Source organism: Pseudomaricurvus albidus, assembly GCF_018863235.1.
Lineage (GTDB): Bacteria > Pseudomonadota > Gammaproteobacteria > Pseudomonadales > Cellvibrionaceae > Pseudomaricurvus > Pseudomaricurvus albidus.
This window is the reverse complement of record NZ_JAHKRS010000001.1, coordinates 673,697-693,062: the sequence shown is the minus strand read 5'-3', so window position 1 is coordinate 693,062 and position 19,366 is coordinate 673,697. Positions and strand designations below refer to the sequence as shown.

20 protein-coding genes and 1 tRNA gene are annotated in these 19,366 nt (G+C 46.6%); 10 read left to right on the top strand and 11 right to left on the bottom strand.

The genetic code is table 11. From position 1 onward, the window contains the following. Positions 1 to 178 precede the first annotated feature (178 nt). From KOI40_RS03120 to KOI40_RS03090, 7 genes are all read right to left on the bottom strand, one after another. The gene (locus tag KOI40_RS03120) at positions 179 to 1,483 is read right to left on the bottom strand and encodes a diguanylate cyclase (RefSeq protein WP_216095969.1); all 1,305 of its coding nucleotides are present in this window, start codon (positions 1,481 to 1,483) and stop codon (positions 179 to 181) included. A 357-nt stretch (positions 1,484 to 1,840) separates the two neighbouring features. Next, entirely contained in the window at positions 1,841 to 2,299 is a 459-nt protein-coding gene (locus KOI40_RS03115; protein WP_216095968.1) for an ATPase, read from the bottom strand. Between the two features lie 693 nt (positions 2,300 to 2,992). Continuing rightward, positions 2,993 to 3,715, bottom strand: a complete 723-nt coding sequence (locus tag KOI40_RS03110; RefSeq protein ID WP_216095967.1) for a hypothetical protein — start codon at positions 3,713 to 3,715, stop codon at positions 2,993 to 2,995. A gap of 86 nt (positions 3,716 to 3,801) precedes the next feature. Beyond that, the gene (locus KOI40_RS03105) at positions 3,802 to 4,344 is read right to left on the bottom strand and encodes a HEPN domain-containing protein (protein WP_216095966.1); all 543 of its coding nucleotides are present in this window, start codon (positions 4,342 to 4,344) and stop codon (positions 3,802 to 3,804) included. Positions 4,345 to 5,897: 1,553 nt separating this feature from the next. Further along, complete coding sequence (locus KOI40_RS03100) at positions 5,898 to 7,199, bottom strand: hypothetical protein (protein ID WP_216095965.1); 1,302 nt, start codon at positions 7,197 to 7,199, stop codon at positions 5,898 to 5,900. A gap of 200 nt (positions 7,200 to 7,399) precedes the next feature. Next, positions 7,400 to 7,576, bottom strand: coding sequence for a carbon storage regulator (locus KOI40_RS03095; RefSeq protein WP_216095964.1), 177 nt, complete (start codon positions 7,574 to 7,576; stop codon positions 7,400 to 7,402). Between the two features lie 120 nt (positions 7,577 to 7,696). After that, the gene (locus KOI40_RS03090) at positions 7,697 to 7,972 is read right to left on the bottom strand and encodes a helix-turn-helix domain-containing protein (RefSeq protein ID WP_216095963.1); all 276 of its coding nucleotides are present in this window, start codon (positions 7,970 to 7,972) and stop codon (positions 7,697 to 7,699) included. 140 nt (positions 7,973 to 8,112) lie between these two features. Here KOI40_RS03090 and KOI40_RS03085 point away from each other — a divergent pair, with 140 nt between their 5' ends. From KOI40_RS03085 to KOI40_RS03040, 10 genes are all read left to right on the top strand, one after another. Further along, positions 8,113 to 8,352 carry a helix-turn-helix domain-containing protein gene (locus tag KOI40_RS03085; RefSeq protein WP_216095962.1) on the top strand — a complete coding sequence of 80 codons (240 nt, stop codon included), beginning with the start codon at positions 8,113 to 8,115 and terminating at the stop codon, positions 8,350 to 8,352. Beyond that, on the top strand, positions 8,342 to 8,650 hold the full coding sequence (locus KOI40_RS03080; protein WP_216095961.1) for a hypothetical protein: 309 nt from the start codon (positions 8,342 to 8,344) through the stop codon (positions 8,648 to 8,650). The genes KOI40_RS03085 and KOI40_RS03080 overlap by 11 nt, the downstream gene beginning before the upstream one ends. 48 nt (positions 8,651 to 8,698) lie before the next feature. Next, the gene (locus tag KOI40_RS03075; RefSeq protein ID WP_216095960.1) at positions 8,699 to 9,019 is read left to right on the top strand and encodes a hypothetical protein; all 321 of its coding nucleotides are present in this window, start codon (positions 8,699 to 8,701) and stop codon (positions 9,017 to 9,019) included. 91 nt (positions 9,020 to 9,110) lie between these two features. Then, positions 9,111 to 9,347 carry a hypothetical protein gene (locus KOI40_RS03070; RefSeq protein WP_216095959.1) on the top strand — a complete coding sequence of 79 codons (237 nt, stop codon included), beginning with the start codon at positions 9,111 to 9,113 and terminating at the stop codon, positions 9,345 to 9,347. Positions 9,348 to 9,384: 37 nt separating this feature from the next. Further along, positions 9,385 to 9,642: a hypothetical protein gene (locus KOI40_RS03065; RefSeq protein ID WP_216095958.1), complete on the top strand. Its 258-nt coding sequence runs from the start codon at positions 9,385 to 9,387 to the stop codon at positions 9,640 to 9,642. 83 nt (positions 9,643 to 9,725) lie between these two features. Further along, entirely contained in the window at positions 9,726 to 10,931 is a 1,206-nt protein-coding gene (locus KOI40_RS03060) for an ICP22 family protein (protein ID WP_216095957.1), read from the top strand. A 2-nt stretch (positions 10,932 to 10,933) separates the two neighbouring features. Then, a complete protein-coding gene (locus KOI40_RS03055) occupies positions 10,934 to 11,254 on the top strand; it encodes a DUF2523 family protein (RefSeq protein ID WP_216095956.1) in 321 nt (106 codons plus the stop codon). Next, a complete protein-coding gene (locus KOI40_RS03050; RefSeq protein ID WP_216095955.1) occupies positions 11,254 to 12,537 on the top strand; it encodes a zonular occludens toxin family protein in 1,284 nt (427 codons plus the stop codon). The genes KOI40_RS03055 and KOI40_RS03050 overlap by 1 nt, the downstream gene beginning before the upstream one ends. A 424-nt stretch (positions 12,538 to 12,961) precedes the next feature. After that, positions 12,962 to 14,233, top strand: coding sequence for a phage replication initiation factor (locus KOI40_RS03045; RefSeq protein ID WP_216095954.1), 1,272 nt, complete (start codon positions 12,962 to 12,964; stop codon positions 14,231 to 14,233). Beyond that, positions 14,233 to 15,207 carry a phage integrase gene (locus KOI40_RS03040; protein WP_216095953.1) on the top strand — a complete coding sequence of 325 codons (975 nt, stop codon included), beginning with the start codon at positions 14,233 to 14,235 and terminating at the stop codon, positions 15,205 to 15,207. The genes KOI40_RS03045 and KOI40_RS03040 overlap by 1 nt, the downstream gene beginning before the upstream one ends. Before the next feature lie 91 nt (positions 15,208 to 15,298). Here the strand turns inward: KOI40_RS03040 and KOI40_RS03035 are convergent. The 4 genes from KOI40_RS03035 to KOI40_RS03020 all read right to left on the bottom strand — a co-directional run bounded on the left by KOI40_RS03035 (position 15,299) and on the right by KOI40_RS03020 (position 19,119). Next, positions 15,299 to 15,374, bottom strand: a tRNA-Phe gene (locus tag KOI40_RS03035). A 132-nt stretch (positions 15,375 to 15,506) separates the two neighbouring features. Beyond that, positions 15,507 to 15,785 carry an oxidative damage protection protein gene (locus tag KOI40_RS03030; protein WP_216095952.1) on the bottom strand — a complete coding sequence of 93 codons (279 nt, stop codon included), beginning with the start codon at positions 15,783 to 15,785 and terminating at the stop codon, positions 15,507 to 15,509. A gap of 37 nt (positions 15,786 to 15,822) precedes the next feature. Continuing rightward, positions 15,823 to 16,935: an A/G-specific adenine glycosylase gene (mutY, locus tag KOI40_RS03025; protein ID WP_216095951.1), complete on the bottom strand. Its 1,113-nt coding sequence runs from the start codon at positions 16,933 to 16,935 to the stop codon at positions 15,823 to 15,825. A 69-nt stretch (positions 16,936 to 17,004) separates the two neighbouring features. Continuing rightward, positions 17,005 to 19,119, bottom strand: coding sequence for an AsmA family protein (locus KOI40_RS03020; RefSeq protein WP_216095950.1), 2,115 nt, complete (start codon positions 19,117 to 19,119; stop codon positions 17,005 to 17,007). Between the last annotated feature and the right edge of the window lie 247 nt (positions 19,120 to 19,366).

Here is a 19,366-nt window from a genome sequence, read left to right as displayed (position 1 = left end):
TTTTTTGTGGCGGTTAATTGGAAGGTTGGGGTGGCTCTATTTGGGTAAATAGTATTATAGACGCTGTCTGCAAATAGTGGGGATACTGCTTATTGACGGACAACACGTCAGGAGACAAACGCCAATAACTTCATCTGATCCCTATAATTTAATGCCCATCGATCACATCAATCAGTTGCTAGCTGATATCAAAACCCACCACTCTGTTTCTGCCATCTTCCTTGGCTTTGTATAGCGCCTGATCAGCCGCTTTCTTGAGTTTATCGGGTGTGTCTGTTGAAGCTCGTGTAAGCGCATAACCGACACTGATCGTCACTTTTACAGTGTGTTCATTTACGACAACTTTCATGGCTTCTACAGCCTGACGGACGCGCTCCCCTGTATTTCGGGTGGCGGCTTCATCGCATTGCGGTAGATAAATGGCAAATTCTTCACCGCCAATACGGAACGCTTTATCCACACTTCTCGTCTGGCCACGCAGAATTTGTGCAACCTTCCGCAACACTTCATCACCGGCATCATGCCCGTAGGTGTCGTTGATGGATTTGAAATGGTCGATATCAAGTGCCAGCAAGGCACTGCCTTCGTTGTAACGAGTAAAACGCTGGAAGGCATCGCTGAGGATTTCGTCGTAGGGAATGCGGTTCAACAAGCCGGTGAGCTTGTCGGTTCGAGCCTGCTGCTCCAAGCGCTCCTCGGAACTGCGGATAATTGCAATCATCTGATTGAACTCACCAGCCACTTTGCTCAGTTCCGGCGGAACAGCGATATCGATCTGATGGTTTCTGTCGCCCTGAGCAAAGCGCTCAACGCCCTCAATCAAGCGATCGATACTGTCAACAATGGTCTTGATAAACAGGTAGATGCCAAAGGCGGCCAGGAACAGACACACGATCAACGCTATGGCCGCAATCCACTCGGTCCGCTCCAGAGCCAGCGTTGCGTCCCGTAAATCCGCATCAACGATGTCGGTAATGAGACGGTCTGCAGCCTCTAACTTGTCATGAGCCACGCCCCTGAGGCTATCGAACCGAATTAACCCCGCGCTGATTCGTTGGCTTTCACCCAGCTCTTTCGCTTCCAATAAATCTGTTACGACGGGATGAATATGGTTCCATTGCGTCTGAGCACCCTCGAGAAGAGGCATGAGTTGCGGGTCTGTCTGAAATTCGACAAATAATTTGGAAAACTTTTCCTCTACCTCTTGCCGGGCAGCCCTGAACTCGGCCATTCTCTCTAGCGACCCGCTTATCAGGTATTCTTCGAGAGGGATTTCTACCTGCAGCATTGCCAACTGCAACGCCCGGATCGGCTCGACCTGATCCTGATAGCGGTGTATGACATCTTTGAAGTCTTTCATGACGACATTGTTGACCAGATAGAACCCTGCAACGGTCGCCGCCAATAAAGGCAACAGAATAATGCCCTGTGTTAATAAGAGGCGCCATTTCAGTGACAGTGATTTCAAGCGATTTTGTTTCATGGCGTCTCTATTACTTCTTATCTATTAAATTCAGTGGAAGGGTGTCAGAGAGGCATTATGTCACTTGAATCAACAGCCTTCCACGTTTACCCAGGTGAAGGCTTAAGGCAGCAGTTTGAAGAGACGATGGTGAAAAGCATTGGACCATATGAAACGGGATAAGCCAGACGTGGTTGAAATTCAATCCCTCCGCTCCCTTTTCTCTTGGTCTACGCTCTTCGACGGGCTCAGGGTGAACGATTTGGGGAGTAACAGAAAACCCGTTCACCCTGAGCCTGTCGAAGGGATTGTGGATGACGGTGGAGTAATTAATGCTTGGGTAAGCGCCGTTAAAGTTTAATCCCTCCCCCCTTTTACTTACATATCACTGAATCGGTTAGTGGACTGCGTCATACGCATGATTTCATGCTCTTCCAGTGACAGCAAAGACTCGAGCATTTCACGAGCCGAATCGATATCCGCCCGTTTGACGAGATAGCGATAGAGTTCGATGGCTTGCTGGTGCTGTTCAACGACAATGTCCATAATTTGGGTAGAATCCAGATCATCGAAAGGGGTATTCGAATACATTTTTTGTAACATCGGAGATTTATTCACATATTCGTTAAACCAGGTATTTAAAGCGTCCTCATCTCCCGACTTCTCGAAACCACTGATCACCTTCCCCAAAGACTTCTCATGATCTGCCAAATATTCCAACACCATTCGAGTCCGTTCGTCGGAATGCTTGTCCACCGATTCAGACAATAACTCACTCAACTTCTGATGAAATTTTCGTGTCCAGACCAAAACATCTCTTAGAGTTTCTATTTGCATGACTATTCGCTCCTCTCTAGATTAGACTTGCTCTTGGCTGACACTCAAACTATAAGCAAGAATGGCCAGTTTTGTAGTATCTAAAGTGGGTCAGATGAAACTTATGACACATTAATCACTGACCGCCCCATTTTACCCTGTCTGACCCTTCGCCCATGAAGAGCCTCATTTGCATCTTTAAATCGGGAGTCACCGAACGCCATACCCTTATTCAGAGCAGAGCGTATATCAGTAATCTGTTATTTCTCTATATGCAACTGAAATAGAGCCCGATACGACTCCATTCACTCTCCTGATTCATTTCCCAGATTCATAGATTCTTTATGAGAGGTGTGCATATTCATCCAGTCAGTTTACATAGCCCGCAAAGTCCTGCTCTGAGGCAAATCAAGCCTGTCGGTTTTAACTTTCGATTTTAACTTTTGGCTTTAACTTTCGTTATTAACTACGCTGAAGAATATGTTGAGGAATACCCGAAGGGCTGATACTAGGAAGTCTCGCCATGGTTAAATCCTTTTAACCGTAACAAAGGGTCTGATTCTATACTGCGGATTTATGTTTCAAAAAGAATGATGGAAGTGCCATGAGTTTCATCTGACCCCATTTATTTTTTACGTAATATCGCTCCATATAAAAATTTAGAGGACTACATTAAATATTATATCTTGGTTAAGTAGCTTTTATTTTAAATATTTAGCAGTTTCTATATATAAGCTCTGAAAGCTCTTTTTTACGCTGCCTTAACCAATTACCTCTTGGCTCACTGTAACCGGCTCGGAGCTGATTCTGAACTCTTTCTTTTTCAAGTTTCCACGCTCTGCATTGAGAGCTACTTACTGAATCAGTCCCGCCAATGTACGCTACAGTGGGCTGACTTTTCGTTTTAGATTTATACGGGGCATGATTAACAGAACCGGGATTAATATTAAGCTCGTTTTTCGCATAATCAGCAGCATAACGGCATGATTGATTCATGTTGACACGGTTACGCTCTGAATCATCTTTCTTAAAGCGATTTGTCCAAGTGTTGCAAGTGTCTTTTAGCTGACGATAAACATTCCAATCTCCTGTGGACTTTTTCTTTTTTGGAAATGAGTCATTTGTGAAAACTGGAGTGCCTTCAGCAGTTTTTCGAACGGGCTGTATCGATGAGCTTTTTGATTGGATACTGTTTGATGTAGTAGATACTTGAGTGGGCCTATTAACTACATGGTCACGAGCATGTATGACATTAGAAAGGGGCTCTTGCTTAGTTGCAGGTTTTAGAGTGGGTAGGACTTTCGTGCTTGGTTTTACACTTATTTGACTTTCATTCTCTATCCGTATTGTATTCAACAACCCGATTGAAATCACTCCGCATAAAAGTACGCTAGACACTCCAATGGCTGAATACATAAACCACTTTTTCACATCCATGATGTTATTTTCCGTTTACTGATCCTATTAAACTACTAACTACCTTGAAATTCCGTCGACTATCAGGCGAGTACTAGCGCTAATTGTTAGAGATTTGTCTCAAGATACTCATCCGTTACACGAACCAACTCCCTCAAGAACCGAATTACCTTTTCCAATTCGTCTTTCTTAATCAAATGAGCAGCTGGTGATCCGTTATTAATCGGCTTCGAGCGATGGACAGCATCTCCGCGTTTGGAAATCCACTTGTTTAAGGACCTCCGTGCTGTATCAGGAGTCATATTTGCCCATGACCATGCTGATGTTACGTCCAGGTCTAGATAATCCTGAAAGATCTTTTTGGTTTTGTCTGAGGTTGGGTTATGAAACTGCTTTAGCTCTAGTTGCAATTTCTTCTGAATAAATTCTCCCACGTAACTTCCTGACACAACGGCTAAGCGCTTCTCCATTGCCTCTGTGATGCGGTCCTCAACGTAGGTTTCCCACGCAGTTAGAGCCATTACTAAGCCCGCACGTTTTAACACCTCAGCATTGGCCGGTGGTGGATTGCAGTTGATCGCGTCGAAATGAGCAAGGAGCTCTTCTGCGTCTTTTATTCCATGCTCAAAAGAGCTCAGTGCTTGTGACATATTCCCTTCTCTAAAATATATAGTGTCAGATGAACATTATGTCACTTGAGTCGGCTATCCATCCACGTTTACCTGACCTCACCATTTATATCAGCAACCTCAGGAAACCACCGACTTATCCTGGGTTCGATACTGCCTCCGGTAACCCAATCACCAGACCATAAATTTCAGACACAAAAAAAGGCCATACATCGCTGCATGACCTTCTAAAAGATGGTGCCCGGAGGCGGAATCGAACCACCGACACGGGGATTTTCAATCCTTTACAGGCCTACCTCACTCACCCATATTCCTTATATTTCAAGGAGTTAGGTAGCTTTATATCCCCAATGGAACACATTTAAACATATAGAATGTACTTTAACTGTACGTTTTACTTAGATGCCTCTGCTTCTTGGCCTACCTTTAACTAACAAATACAACTAATAAAATCAATAAAATCAATAAAATCAATAGGTTATAGATTTTAGCTTAATGTAGGCTTTTATTTAGAACTCACAAAGTACAAATTTTACTCACTTTCGGTAAAGCCAATCTATTACAAAGGTCTGTTTTTAGATATACTGTAAAAGAATTGCTTTACACATTATTTTGTATACTACATTAATTTTTTAAAGGAGGGTGTATGGCTACTACGTCTTTTGATCGTCGCTTTGTTGTGTCTGATCCTACCGCCCTTGCTCGCTTGCGTGAAGACTTGGACAAACCTCGTCCTGTAGTCATTAAAAAACGCAATAGCTCCCGAGATAATAGTAAGGGTATAGCGTTATTGAAACGGAAGTTGTCTCACTTAAAGACCTAATTTTTGAGGTCGGAGAAGAGGAAGCTCTGACCATTCTTTCTACTTTTTCATGCCCACGCAATAAAGATGTTCAGGATTTCCTGATCGATCCTGCAAAAGCTATTAGATTTGAAAAAGCAGATAAGTCAAGAACCTACTTAATAATAGGATCTGAGCCCTCTTTCGAGGGCGACGTCTTAGCTTACTTTACAATCGCGTCTAAAAATATTGACCTTGAAAGTTTTAATGTTAGCCTAAGTGCTGTAAAAAGAATGGATGGCTTTAACAAAAACGCCACGTCAATTAATGGCCACCTAATTGGCCAGCTAGGTAAAAATGACAATTGCCCGCCCGATCTAATATCCCTAGAAGAAATCCTTCAAGAAATATTTTCGATAATAGACCAAGTAAGGGCCTTAATAGGTGGAAGGATGATTGTTTTAGAGTGCGAGGATACTCCTTCCTTGATAGCTCATTATGAAAAGCATGGTTTTTCTATTTTACCTATTCGAGAATGTGTTGATCAGGCTCAGTATGTAACTATGTACACTGTTGTGACGTCTTAATCTATCTCGCCGTTGACCAAGTTATTAATGGATGCACTCATGGCAATGAGAAGCATATTAACGGGCGAGAATCATAATTGAGCGCAATCTGTTTTTTCTAACTGCGGATTTTGTATTCAAGATCACACTCGTCATTCGCTGTGCTAAGAGCAGATATCCAGCTAAGCTAAGTAGCGCCCCTCTCAACTAAGTAATTAAAGAAAAAACTACTGAGGGGTGTATTCCATTACGAATCTTTTAGGTATGACCTTTACTACTTGATATTTGGTATTCCACAAAAAGACGAACTCAGAGTTTGCTGAAAAGAACTGATCAAATTTATTTTTCATGTTCGGATCAGAAAGTTTTATATAATACCGACCTTTATAACTAGGATTTTTTACATCCTCAATTTGTTCTATTGCTATTGTCGATACTTGTGTAACACTTGTTATTATTGCCAGCCCAAAAACCCTAAACGCAACTCTATTCTTGATATATTTCCAATCTGGTATTTGAATATAGATCTGCACAAGCACTAACATAATTATGGCCGCCACCAGCTTTGGCTCAACACTTCCCGACAAATAATATCCAGCACCTAAGAATGTGCTTATAAATAATATAACTAGCAACAACCTTTGATTGCTTTTATCCTCATCCTCTTCTTTTCCAAATTGCTCGTTGTGAGTTGTTAATGAGGCGTCACTTCTTAGTCCATATAAAAATACTATTCCGCCAAAAAAGAGCGACCATACAGTAGTAGCTATAATGTTAGTACTTGTTGATATGTAATCGGGTACACTAAAAAAGTCATCAACGGATATACCAAGTAGAGAAAATAAAATTTTATTGTAGAGATACCCACTTAAAATAAATAATGTTGAAAACAACGTGATCGCGAAGGTCAAGTGCTGGGATCTTAATTTTATAGGTTTAAATTTTTTCAAACCTTCTAATTCTACTTTTTCTTTAGTAGTGGATTTTGTTAAATTCTTTATATGTTTTAATTCTTTCTTAATCTCTCTATCAACTTTTCCTATATTTTTATTATCTATAATTCTTAAGTCAATATAGATTTCTTTTGCATATTTTTCATGTTTCTCAATAGTTTCTGAGTAAGATTCATCAAAATGTACCGTCTTCACGATGAGGGCTTTAATTTGATGATAATCACAAATCAATCTTCTTAGCTTCCTATTGTTTTCGATATAATTTATTACTTCATCAATCTGAGAATTTCTTGTGTATTTTGTGTCAGATAGCTCTCTAAAATTTAATAAAAACAAAGTAGCTGGCGAGGCATAATCCAGGCATTCAGAAAGTTTTTTATCTGGGAACCGTTTGACTGTAAATAAATAAGCATTATAAAAAATTACTGCTTCATGCCTGTTGCAAATTTTTTTAAGGTTTTTAATGTGGGCTTTAATCAGCCAAAAATAAGACTTAAAAAAAAGTCCAGACAACCGCTCTGAATTTCTAATTTTGGAGAAAATATAATTATTCATCATCTTAATAAATTTCAACACTGACTATATCCATTTAGCCACGAACGATGGAAATATTGAGTTAATGTGTGTCTATGACTTAAGAAAAGGTTTTAATTTGAAGCTTCAAGGAATGGAGACAATCTTCAGGATATAATCGCTTTCATCCATGATTTCACTATTCCATTTAAAATAGCGTTGATATTTTTTAATGAATAAACGCCAAAATTAGAGTCAGACTTTTACTTCATTTCTATATATTCAACTAACTCGTTCCTAATCACATTAACGGATTCAGGGGCGTCTATTACTAATTTGGTTTTATTTCCTTCCCGACAAGCTTTAACTTCTATCTGCTCACCGGAACTTAATATAAAGATAACGGAACTTCCGTCTACCCTGTTTATTACTAAGCTCATATTTCATCCTTGAATACTGATTTGTTTTAATAGGCAAAATCACGGCTGTATTGGAATACTACAGCCCCTGTATTTATTGCTTTTCCCAACGATTCCTTATCCTTAAGGCTATTCTATAGCCTAACCCTGTGCTTTGTAGTTTTCCTGCGTGGCCTTAGTCATTGGACTAATTTGCCCTACTTCAGGCAATTCCTCTCCGAACACAAGCCAGTGCTTATATTCAGGAAAAGCTGCAGCTATCGCCTGAATATGCTCTTCATTAATTCGCTGTCTGTTGTTACAGATTGCTCGAACTGTTTCTTTCTTAATACCCGTCTTTTGTTCGAAGTCCTTGTTCTTTGTCCTTTCGTTTGGGCACTCGCGATCTATCAGCTCTATTAACCGGTCTTTGATCATAAAAATATTTTACGCGTAAATATATTGCGCGGTAATTATGTACGCGTTAATATTTTACGCATACGGTTTAAATTGTTTTTAGTGTGGCTCAGTGAGGTTCCAAAAGCAACCAGAGCACACAGGTAGGAAAGGAACGAAAAATGGATTCAGTAGACCTCAAGGCTCCCATACACAATGCCGTGCTCCCGCCGGTATCCAGCCAAACCCAATTCGCCAGTTGGATAGGCGTCACCCCTGACACAGTCCGTGGCTGGGTAGAAAACCAAACCATTCCTACCGTCAAAATCGGCCGTCAACGCTTCATTGATGTAGTGAGCTACATGGATGCTGTGAAGCGTGGCAAAACCATCTTCCAGCGGGGTGACTTCAATGAATCTTGATCGCCGTAACCTGTTTCTCGATATCCGTGTGTACCTGGCAACCCGGTCTATGACCGACTGCATCGCCCTAATGAACTCCTGTCTGTCCTTCATTAAGCACTACGGCAAATCACACCGAGTAGAACGCATCTATTACATGGCCGGTTGCTGCCTGGCTGCCCATGTGGCGGTAGGCCATGAATCTGACCTGCTGTTAGGTCAGTCACCGATTTATCGGCCTGAGGTGCCGGAGAAACGCATAGTGGGGCGTTGGCTCTCGGGTCGATCTTTCTTCAACAATTCTGCGGCCAGTGCCTGACGCGGAATTTAGACACTATCAGGCACATTACTGAAAAGGAAAATCATCATGTCTATTGGTCAAGTTTTGAAATGTGAATTGTACGGTGCCTCCATCGCTCGTATGGATGGCGGTCAAGTGTATGCCTCTTTGTATGTTGGCCAGCCTGTGGTCAATGAAGCTGAAGAAAACGCAAAGGGCATCGTCCTGATGAAAATCGCCTGTGATGAGCAGGTGTACAAAGATCTGAAAGCCCCTGCCTACCCCTGCCCTGTTGATATGCATGTACGTCTCAAAAAAGCAGCTGGCGGCAAGATGGGACAGCACTGCTTCAAGCTGGATTTTCCACAACCAGCCAAACCGGCTCCAACTCAACAGAAAGCCAGTTAAGCAACCGTGACCCTGCACAGCGGGGTCATATAAAGCGGCATTCACTCGCTTACATTCAATGCCGCAAGCAATAGGGTGAGTGTCGCTTTATATGAGTACTTTTTACAGTTGCGAAGGAAATCTAACCGTATCGGCTGAAGGTGCACTTCAGTGTGATAACTGGGTAACCGTCTCAATGACCGAAATTGAGACCAGCATTATTGCCCAGTTTGATTATCTGTTCGGTTGGGATACCGATGTCTATTTGATGGTCATGGCTTCCAATTTGGCGTTTTTCATTACGTCAGTGGGTGCCGGGATGGTGGCGCGAACATTAGCGCGTCGATAAGAGAATTGTTTGCGGCAATAACTCAAGGTGAAAAATCATGGATCAAGTGATCGAAATGCAAAAAGGTAAAAACGGTGTTTGGCAAAAAACCAAAAGCTTTGGTTCAAAGCTGGCGGTAGCGGGTACTGCCGCTATGACTTCCGCAATGGTATTTGCGGCAGACCATACGGCTGAAATCACTGCGGCTCAAGGTGATGCTAACACCAACGTAACTGCTGCTGTGGCTGGCCTGATTGGCTTGGTGGCCATTGTCTGTGGTGTGACTCTCCTGATGTCTCTGTTATCTCGTAAGTAAGGAGTCGTCATGTTTACGGCCGTATTGCTAGCGTCTGTTACTACCGTCTGTGTTGTATTTGGATACTACTGCGGCCGTATTTCATGATTTATTTTAAGAAATATATTTTAGTTCTGTTGTTTTCTTCTTTTTCATTATTGGTTCATGCTACTGGTACATGGACATATCACTATTCTTACGGTGATAAAGCATCCTGTAACAATGCTATGTCCTATGCTGGTTCTACATGGAACATGAACGGTTGGCCGTGGAAATGTGACGGCGCCAATGATGGCAATGGCTATTACATGTCAAATGGCTTGCCATGTGAGGATCCTGAAATATGGAATCAACAAACATTTGTTTGTGAGTCTCCTCCTGCTCCAGAACCTTATTTTTGTGAAGACGGTACAGTAAGTTATACCGGTATTTCGGGGTGTGATGTCCCACCAGAGCAAACACCTGAGTGTGGGAACAATGGCGAAGGATTGATGTGCTATAACGGTGCCTGGGCGTGTTATAGCTATCAATGTCCGGAGTTTGTCCCTGACGATCCTCAATTACCCGATGATCCAGAAGACACAGAACCTAATGGGGTTTGTGAGTCTGGAGAGTATAGCCAATTCAGCATGGATCCAGATTGTGCTGCCCCTCCTCCGAATCCCTGCCCGGGCGATTGTGATAACGGTGATTCAACACCTGATCCCGCAGGAGAAGATCACGATGGCGACGGGGTACCTAATGAAAATGACCCTGACGCAGACAGTGACGGTGACAATATTCCGAATGGTGTAGACCCTCACCCTAATGGTGGTGATGGTAATGGAACACCACCAGCACCCGGAGAAGGTTATTCACCTGACAGTGACGGCGACGGTCAGACCGATGACCAAGAAGAGGGACAGGAAGACGGCTCTGTCTCTGGCGGTGCAAGCTGTAAAAATCCTGTCCAGTGTGAAGGAAGCGCTTTTGAATGTGCCACTATCATTCAGTTGTGGAAGCTCCGTTGCGAAGGTGAATTCGAAGAGCCGGAAGGTTTCGATGGGAATTATAAAATTGACCTCGCCAATTTGCTTTTGGATAAACAGGACGAATTCAATCAGGTCTTTAGCGACCTTCAAAACCAAGCCATGTCTCAACTGGATTTCAATTTGAATTCTGGTGGCGGCATTGACCCCAACATTCAACAGATTAAAGGCGTGGACGTAGATTTTAGCTGGTCTCGGTTTACCTCTGAATTAAGCATTGTTGGGACAGTCATCATCGCCTTGGCTTCACTCGTAGGCCTGAGAATTATTCTTGAGGATTAACCATGGAAGCTATTGCAGACATATTGACTTACATCTCTGAGTTCTTTGCTGAAATTTACGATTTTGTAGATTCCGTGTTTGAGCGTCTGCTGGTCTGGCTGGCAGTCTTCTACATTGAAATCAAAATATCGATTATCACTCTTGCATGGGATGTGGCCGGTGGTGTTCTGTCCACGCTGAATATCAGCTCTACCATTGATACGGCTTGGGCGGGGCTAGATTCCAAAGTATTAGGCTACATCACTTTCTTTCGTATTCCTGAAGCCCTGAATATCATTCTGCAAGCGGGGGTGACGAAATTCATATTGCGTGGTTTTAGCTGATGACTGCGGTAATTCACCATGGGCCACCGGGATCGTATAAGTCCTTCACCATTACTCAACGCAAAGTCATTGAAGCTCTTCAACAGGGACGAACGGTCATATCCAATGTTCGGGGTCTCAACTCTATAGAAAACATAGAGAAAGCTCTAAACATTGAATTCCCACCAGAAGCTGAACTGATATCAGTCCCTCATACGTTAGATGGCTGTCGTACCATGGCGCGCTTTTTCCATTGGGCGCCACGTGGAGCACTGATTTTTATCGATGAAGCGCAAAAGGTTTACCCAACACGTCTTAGAAACCTTACCGAGTTTGACTTACCCGACGAACTCCGAGAGCAACTGCCGGAAGATTGGCCTATTACAGTCGAAATGGCTTTTGACCAACACCGGCACTACAACTGGGATATTTATCTATCCACCACCAATATTGCCAAAGTACACAAAGAAATTCGCGGAGTCGTACAGTACGCCTACCGTCACCGAGACATGTCGGGTGTATTGCCATGGTGGAAAGACAAATGGAAGGAGGAACAACATGACCCGTCCGATTCAGGCACGTCTGCCTCACATTGCATCGGTAAGCCGAAGTTCTATAAAGCCGACAAACGAATCTTCGAATGCTACCAATCAACCGCAACCGGAGATGCCCAAGGGAGTAATGAAAGTAAGGAAATGTCCATCCTCCGAGAAAAGAAAGTATGGTTTCTCCTCGGACTTATCGTTGTCGCCCTGGGAGTCTTTGTTAATAGCGGGCTGGAAGCGGTCGGAAACTTTGAAGATAAAATGCAAAAGCCTGACCCGATACCTGTTGAAAAAGCTTCTGAAAGCCGGTCTGTTGTTTCTAATGGTGCTCCTATCCAGCTTCCTGCTCAAGACGATGCTCCGTTGGATCACCGCGACCAATTTATAGAGCAACACAAACTGTCTTATCTCGGCATGTTCGCCACCAAAAAAGGAGTGATTCACTATTTCAAAGCTGTTCGGGACGACGGGACATGGTACCAGTTCACCAACTCCGATTTACTACAGCTCGATTTTAAAATTCGTTACCGAACCAGTTTTGTTGAATTATTTTATTTGGATAAAAGGGTTGTGATCGCTCCGGCTAATAGCGGTTACAGAGTGGTGAAGAATCCAGCGCCAAATCAAACACCAGTACCGCCTTCAGGAAATAATGGTGGCATTACAATTCTACTGGGTGATAACACTGAATACCCTAATCGGGGATCTCGTTCAGCACCAAGAGCATACCGTACCGGTGCCGCTCAAAAGGGAATTTAACTATGACGCCTGAACAACACAAAGCTATTTTGGTGAAAACATTTAAATGGGCTTTCTGCCTCACTGTATTAGTCACCCTATATTTCGGCTGCTCCGAACTTCCATCACCTTACAACTGATAAACCTATCGCGCAGCGATCTGCGTAGACCTTGAGTCGGAGCCACAGCCCCCTGTGGGGCTGTCGGGGGTTATAGGGGGCGGAGCCCCTTGTAGTGTGCCGCAAGCGTAGCGCGCAGCCCGTTAGGGCGTAGTCCGGGCTTTGCCGCCGCGCGCAGCCAAGCGAAGCAATGCGAGCGCGGGCGAGCACGAGAGGCGAAGCCAAAACGTTCTTGTAACACGTTAATAATAAGGGGAGTGAATCCCTCACACTAAACCACATTGAGACATTAACTCTTAAACCACTATTTGGGAGTCCCACAGACAATGAGATACGAAAGTAAATTCTGGAATCGTAAAGCAGGCTATTTCTACAACTCACAAGAAGGTCATGACCTGAATACAGTTCGATACCTTCATACCGGTGTTGATACAGTTAAACAGCTTTTTAACTGTCTCCTGCGACCTGAAGTCCTGATTAAACTACATCACCACTATGAGTCTTCCATGGGACAAGTCATCACCCTGGGCGATATTGACTGGCAAATTACCCGGTCTAGTAAAAAATCAGGCTATCAGTGGATTTTAAAGAATCTGGATGAGGGCTTTGTGGTTTTGATGAAGTCATTCTATGCAGAAGAAACACACAACGCCTCACACCTCAAGATCGAAGTCACGCCTCAGTGTATCTATGAACATACCCCTAAATCCCTGTGTGAGCGTTTGCGATCTATTGCCAGCATCTTTGCTACTCAACTGCTCGAAAACGGCATAGCAGCGCATTTAGCGGCCGACCTGAAGGGTTTTACAGTGCCCAAAGACTTTGAATGCAGATTAGTGACCAAGGCTAAACGACAATTTCGAGTAAACAACATCTCAAATGTTCAGGTATCACTCAATGAGATTGCCACAGTCTATGGCAATGGACAGACCTATACCTTTGGCTCGGCCAGCTCCTTGCAGTTCTGCCTGTATGAAAAAGAACAGGAAGCGATCAAGTCTGACAAAATCGATTTCTGGGAAAAGGTCTGGTCAAAAGTCCCCAGCGTTGACGATGTCTGCACACCGGAATACCAGCACGGTGACCGGGTTCATCGCTTTGAAATGCGTTTTCATCACTCGGTCATCCGGGAATTTTGCAATGCCTCTGTGAATCAGAAAACCGGAGAAATGCTGGTCATCAACGACTTTGAGCAGCTCTCAGAACACCTGACAGCCCTTTGGCACTATGCTCTAAATAATTTCAGGCTTCAGCACTCTGCCAGTTACATAGACCCTGTTTGGCAACTCCTGATAGAAGATATCACCATCTACCCACCAGCCCCTGACTGGTTCTACAAACGCGGCAAAAAGCCACCTACCCAAAATTCTCGACGGAATGTCGCCTTTTGGTTAGGTAACGCAATAAAGCTCATGGCCAGAAAACGGTTCACTGTTCGCTATGCGGTTCAATACATACTGAACAGCGGCCTTGACGATGATCTGGCGGATTACTTCGGGGTATTCCAGTTTGGCTACCATGATGAACTCAGGCAATGTTTACATGAATTTGTGCGCGAAAAGATGGAGCGCCATTGGTTAGAGGGTGTTGCAGTCTAATGGCCGTCACTAAACAACCTGATGGACGTTGGTTAGTTTCCTGTCGTCCTCAAGGCACAAAAGGTCCTCATGTTCGTAGAGTCTGTAAAACTCGGACTGAGGGCGTTGCTCTTGAGCGTCGGTTAATGAACCAAAAATCTGCCTCCATGGACAATGCACTACTCAGTGAATGTGTAACGACTTGGTTCAATTATTGGGGTGTGAATCTCAAAGATGGCCAGAGCAGAAAAAATAAGCTGGATTTAATGGTTGCTCATATTGGTGATTACAGATTGAGCAAACTCAAGCCTATTCACTACTTAGAGTTTCGCAAACAGCGGCTGACCAATGGGATATCACCCAACACCTGTAATCATGATCTTGTTTATCTGAAGACAGTCTTCAATAAACTGATAAAGAACAACTTGCTTACACGCAACCCTTTTGATGGAATATCACCACTAAAGCTTGATGATTACGAACTGGCTTATTTAACGAACTATCAGATCAAGCGTTTATTAGTAGCCTGTCGTCACAGTCAGAACGAATCCCTCTTACCGGTTGTACTGCTGGCTCTCTCAACCGGTGCCCGTTGGTCAGAAGCTGAACGACTTACTATGTCACAGGTTGGTTATCAGAATGTTACTTACTCAAAAACCAAAAATGGTAAATCAAGAACAGTCCCTATCAGTGAATCGCTATTCAAACTTCTGAGGTCTCGAATCGTTATTGAGGATGGGAGAATATTCGCAAACTGTTTAGCTGCATTCCGAAGTGCGGTTAAGCGAGCAAAGATCACTTTACCTCGCGGTCAGATGTCGCATGTGTTGCGTCATACTTTCGCAAGTCACTTGATAATGAACGGATGTGATTTGGTAACGCTGCAAAAAACACTAGGCCATAGCGATATCAAAGTGACGATGCGTTACGCTCACTTGTCACCAGATCATTTGAAAGAAGTAGTGTCTTTGAATCCGATTGCGAGGATTTTTTGAAGTGTACTTTTTCTGTACGGAAACAAAAAAGCCAGGTCAAATTAATCACCTGGCTTCGTTTGCTATCTTATTGAAAAATAAGAAGAAATAATGGTGCCCGGAGGCGGAATCGAACCACCGACACGGGGATTTTCAATCCCCTGCTCTACCGACTGAGCTATCCGGGCAAACTCGCTGTAACACCGCTGGTGTTCGCAAGAGGCGCGTATTAAACCTGTTCAGTTCTTCAGAGTCAAGACCTAAGCGGCTGTTTTCTACCGGTTTTTTTCAGGGGTTTGAATCTGAGGGGTTTGGCGGCTTCAGTCGTCCTTGCCTTCGGGGACGTAGCCGTCGGCGGCGTCGTAGTCGTCACCGGAGAAGAACTTCTCCATCTGCTCGCTGAGGTAGGTGCGGGCGGTCAGGTCCATCATGTTGAGGTGCTTTTCGTTGATGAGCATGGTCTGGTGTTTGAGCCACTCGCCCCAGGCCTGTTTGGAGACGTTTTCGAACACGTCCATGCCTTTGGGGCCGGGGTATGGGGGTGCGTCGAGGCCTTCCATGTCTTGTTGATACTTGCGGCAGAACACCATGCGGCTCATACACATAACCTTTTGATTTTGTTGATGAATATCGATTTCAGGCGGTGGCCAGTGGCTCCAGCTGACGGAGTTTTTCCAGCAGCAGTTTAACCGGCGCCGCCAGCCCCAGTGAGGCCGGAGCGTGCACATCATACCAACAAACCGCCCGCTCTCCGACCTGTGTGGCGCTGGTCTGGATGTCGGCCACCACGGGGGTGATGTCCAGATGGTAGTGGCTGAAGGTGTGGCGGAAGCTGTCCCAGGTTTCCTGATGGATCAGTTCGGTGCCGTGGGTGCTCTGCCAGTAGTCGGTGACGTCATCGTCGCTGGCCACTTCAGGGAAGCTCCACAGCCCACCCCAGATGCCGGTGGCCGGGCGCTGCTCCAGCAGCCATTCGCCGTTGGGGTTGCGCAGCATCAGCAGCTGGACGGATTTTACGGGCTTGTCTTTTTTCGGCTTCTTGCCGGGGTAGTCGGTCTGGTTGCCCTGATGGAAGGCGCGGCAGCTGTCCATCAGCGGGCAGCTGTGGCAATCGGGTTTGCTGCGGGTGCAGACCATGGCTCCCAGATCCATCATCGCCTGCGTGTAGTGCTGGCAGCGCTGATCGGGGGTGAGGTCTTCGGCAATGTCCCACAGCTGGTTCAGGACCGAGGTGGTGCCGGGCCAGCCGTCCACGGCGAAGTGGCGAGCCAGTACCCGTTTGACGTTGCCGTCGAGGATGGCGGCTTTTTGTCCCATGGAGAGGCTGGCGATGGCGCCAGCGGTGGAGCGGCCGATGCCCGAGAGGGAAGACAGCTCTTCGACACTAGACGGAAATTCACCCCCAAAGTCGGAGACAACCATCTTCGCGCACTTGTGCAGGTTGCGGGCGCGGGCGTAGTAGCCGAGGCCGGTCCACAGGTGCAGCACGTCGTCCTGCGGGGCGGCGGCCAGATCCTGAACCGTGGGGTAGTGTTCCATAAACCGTTCGAAATACGGGATGACGGTAGCCACCTGGGTTTGCTGCAACATGATTTCGGACACCCACACGCGGTAAGGCGTCACACCCTGTTGCCAGGGCAGGTGCTTGCGACCGTGCAGGTCAAACCAGTCGAGTACGCGTTGTGAAAAATCCGGTGCTAAAGAACTGTCGCTGGGGGCCTTTGTCTGCCCCTTCTGCTTACGCGACATACTGCTTTCCTCAAATGACGTCATTGCGAGCCACAAGCCCGGCAATGACGATGTCTATTAACGATCAAACTACTCTTTGTTGAACAGGCCTTTCAGCAGGCTTTTTACCGCCTCTTCCCTACTGTCGGTTTCGCCGTCGTCGCTGCTCTTGTTCAGTTTCTCTTGCAGCTTCTCCTGCAATTTGTCTTTCAGCTCGCCTTTGGCTTCGTCCGCCAACAGGGCATTGATGCGTTTGCTGTCGATGCCGCAGCTGCCGGCCGACACGGTATCCAGTGATCCTTTGCAACGCAAGGGCAAATCCTTGTTGCGCCAGCGATCGCGGATCTGGCAGTCGCGGTTGGGATCGGCCTCGCCGACAAAGGCGACACTGACGGGCACATCGAATTTACCGGTGACGTAGTTGAGGGTGCCGTTGGCTTTTACGCCGAGGTTTTCGACACCGGCACTTAGGGACTGGATGGTGAGCACTTCACCGTTCAGAACCAGCGTCGAGCTGACGTCCTGCAAGGTGGTCAGCCCTTTCCATTGCAGCTCGGGGCTGGGCTTGCCGTTCACCAGCGCCGCCAGCTGGCAGGCGTTGCGCTCAATATCGACCCCGCTGAAGGTCAGCTCGGCGGCTTTGAGGTTCAGATTCGCTTTGGCTGCCTGCTGCCACTGGCGCAGGCTCTGCCCCTGGGTGTTGAGGGTCAGATCACCACCGGCACTGCCGGACAGGCGTTCTTCATCCATAAACAGCACCAGCAGCGGCTTGAGTTCGAGATTGGTGAGATCCCCCTTGAGGGCGACCTTGGAGGCTTTTTGCCGCGCATCCAGCGAGCCGTTGAGGTTGAACTTGCCCTTATCCAGAGTCGCAGAGACCGTTTGCAGATTAACCAGCCCGCCTTTGGCCTTGAGCTTGAATGCAAGATCGGTGAAATCCAGTTGCTTGGCGGTCATCTGGGCGAGGGTGATAGCCGCGGTGGCATCGATGTCTTTGAGGGCACTGAGATCCAGTGGCTCGTCCGACATGATCAGCGGATTGGCGCCGGGTGACGTGGCTGTCCCCTTGCTGCCTGCGCTCGCAGCCTGTTGCTGTTTGGCTTCAGCCACTTCTTCCTGCGGCACTGGCAGGTAGCGATCCAGATCCAGCTTGTCGCCGTTAAGTACCAGCTCCAGTGCGCCGTTTTTGCTCATCCCTGCGTGACCGGCAAAGGTGGTGTCGTCCAGTTTGAGGGACAGGTTGTTGAGCTTCCAGGCACCGTCGTCGCCGACGATCTTGCTGCTCAGGGAGACTTTGCTGAGGGCATCGGCGGCCGACATCTCCGGCAGTTCAATGCCGAACTGGGTCAGCCACTTGGCGAGGTTGACCGGCTGCAGGGCCAGATCCAGCTGTGCTGCCAGGGTTTCCAGCGCCACGTCACCGGACAGCTCCAGTGTCATCGGCGTTTTATTGGCGGCGACTTCCAGCTGCAGGCCGCTCATGGTGAGGTGTTGTTTTTCCAGATTGAAACCCAGCTGACCTTCGCTGCTGATCTCCAGCGGTTGCTGGCCATCCAGTTTAAGGACGGCGGATTGCTTCAAATCGAATGGCTGCCCCGCCAGATCGAAACCGTCAACGCTGAGGTTGAGGTCGCTGAGTTCGATGCGTGAACCGGCCGCCAGATCGCGGTAGACCAGTTGGGCATTTTCAAGTCGCAGGCGCTCGATCACCAGTGCCACTGGTGACGCCGCAGCGTCACCCTTGGCAGCAGTCGAATCGGTGGCTGGAGTACTCGCAGTCTCTTTGGCTTTCTTGTCGGCTGCACCGGCAGCCTCTGCCTGCTGCAAGAGTTCCCAGTTGCCGCGCCCCTGCTTGTCTTTCCAGACGTTGACCTGCACACCGGAGAATTCCAGTGCCTCAATCGAGACATTGCCACTGAACAGCGGCATCACCGCCACTGCCGCGGCCAGCCGCTCGGCATCCAGCAGAGCTTCGTCGCCGGTCATCACTTTTACGCCTTCGACACTCAGACCCAGCGTCGGAAACCACTGCCAGCTCAGGTCGCCGTTGATCTCCAGAGGCACCCCCTGCTTGGCGGCGAGGCGCTCGATATCGTCGCGGTAATCGTTAGGATCCAGCACCATCGTCAAATACAGAACCGCACCGATCACCAGTACGATCGCCAATCCCACTATGCCCGCTATCACACGCAATAAGCTTCCCATTCTTCCTCCTGAGTCCGAGACGTCCGACACACTGAATTGTAAAGCCGGCTGACACACAGTCTAGACCTTTATCGTCTGCATAAGTTTTACCGGGTTATCAAACCCGGATACCAGCTCTACAGGCTACAAAATGCCTGCTACGCTGTAGTTACAACTGTTTCGTTAAAACTGTCGTTCCAGATGGTAGACACCCGCCCATGCGGCTCGCCCACCCTATATGTGGCTGCGGTTTGCACGAAAACCGCAC

Coding starts and splice junctions, on each gene's coding strand:
- KOI40_RS03120 (WP_216095969.1), bottom strand. CDS start 1,483: ATGAAACAAAATCGCTTGAAATCACTGTCACTGAAATGGCGCCTCTTA.
- KOI40_RS03115 (WP_216095968.1), bottom strand. CDS start 2,299: ATGCAAATAGAAACTCTAAGAGATGTTTTGGTCTGGACACGAAAATTT.
- KOI40_RS03110 (WP_216095967.1), bottom strand. CDS start 3,715: ATGGATGTGAAAAAGTGGTTTATGTATTCAGCCATTGGAGTGTCTAGC.
- KOI40_RS03105 (WP_216095966.1), bottom strand. CDS start 4,344: ATGTCACAAGCACTGAGCTCTTTTGAGCATGGAATAAAAGACGCAGAA.
- KOI40_RS03095 (WP_216095964.1), bottom strand. CDS start 7,576: ATGAGCTTAGTAATAAACAGGGTAGACGGAAGTTCCGTTATCTTTATA.
- KOI40_RS03090 (WP_216095963.1), bottom strand. CDS start 7,972: ATGATCAAAGACCGGTTAATAGAGCTGATAGATCGCGAGTGCCCAAAC.
- KOI40_RS03085 (WP_216095962.1), top strand. CDS start 8,113: ATGGATTCAGTAGACCTCAAGGCTCCCATACACAATGCCGTGCTCCCG.
- KOI40_RS03080 (WP_216095961.1), top strand. CDS start 8,342: ATGAATCTTGATCGCCGTAACCTGTTTCTCGATATCCGTGTGTACCTG.
- KOI40_RS03075 (WP_216095960.1), top strand. CDS start 8,699: ATGTCTATTGGTCAAGTTTTGAAATGTGAATTGTACGGTGCCTCCATC.
- KOI40_RS03070 (WP_216095959.1), top strand. CDS start 9,111: ATGAGTACTTTTTACAGTTGCGAAGGAAATCTAACCGTATCGGCTGAA.
- KOI40_RS03065 (WP_216095958.1), top strand. CDS start 9,385: ATGGATCAAGTGATCGAAATGCAAAAAGGTAAAAACGGTGTTTGGCAA.
- KOI40_RS03060 (WP_216095957.1), top strand. CDS start 9,726: ATGATTTATTTTAAGAAATATATTTTAGTTCTGTTGTTTTCTTCTTTT.
- KOI40_RS03055 (WP_216095956.1), top strand. CDS start 10,934: ATGGAAGCTATTGCAGACATATTGACTTACATCTCTGAGTTCTTTGCT.
- KOI40_RS03050 (WP_216095955.1), top strand. CDS start 11,254: ATGACTGCGGTAATTCACCATGGGCCACCGGGATCGTATAAGTCCTTC.
- KOI40_RS03045 (WP_216095954.1), top strand. CDS start 12,962: ATGAGATACGAAAGTAAATTCTGGAATCGTAAAGCAGGCTATTTCTAC.
- KOI40_RS03040 (WP_216095953.1), top strand. CDS start 14,233: ATGGCCGTCACTAAACAACCTGATGGACGTTGGTTAGTTTCCTGTCGT.
- KOI40_RS03030 (WP_216095952.1), bottom strand. CDS start 15,785: ATGAGCCGCATGGTGTTCTGCCGCAAGTATCAACAAGACATGGAAGGC.
- mutY (WP_216095951.1), bottom strand. CDS start 16,935: ATGTCGCGTAAGCAGAAGGGGCAGACAAAGGCCCCCAGCGACAGTTCT.
- KOI40_RS03020 (WP_216095950.1), bottom strand. CDS start 19,119: ATGGGAAGCTTATTGCGTGTGATAGCGGGCATAGTGGGATTGGCGATC.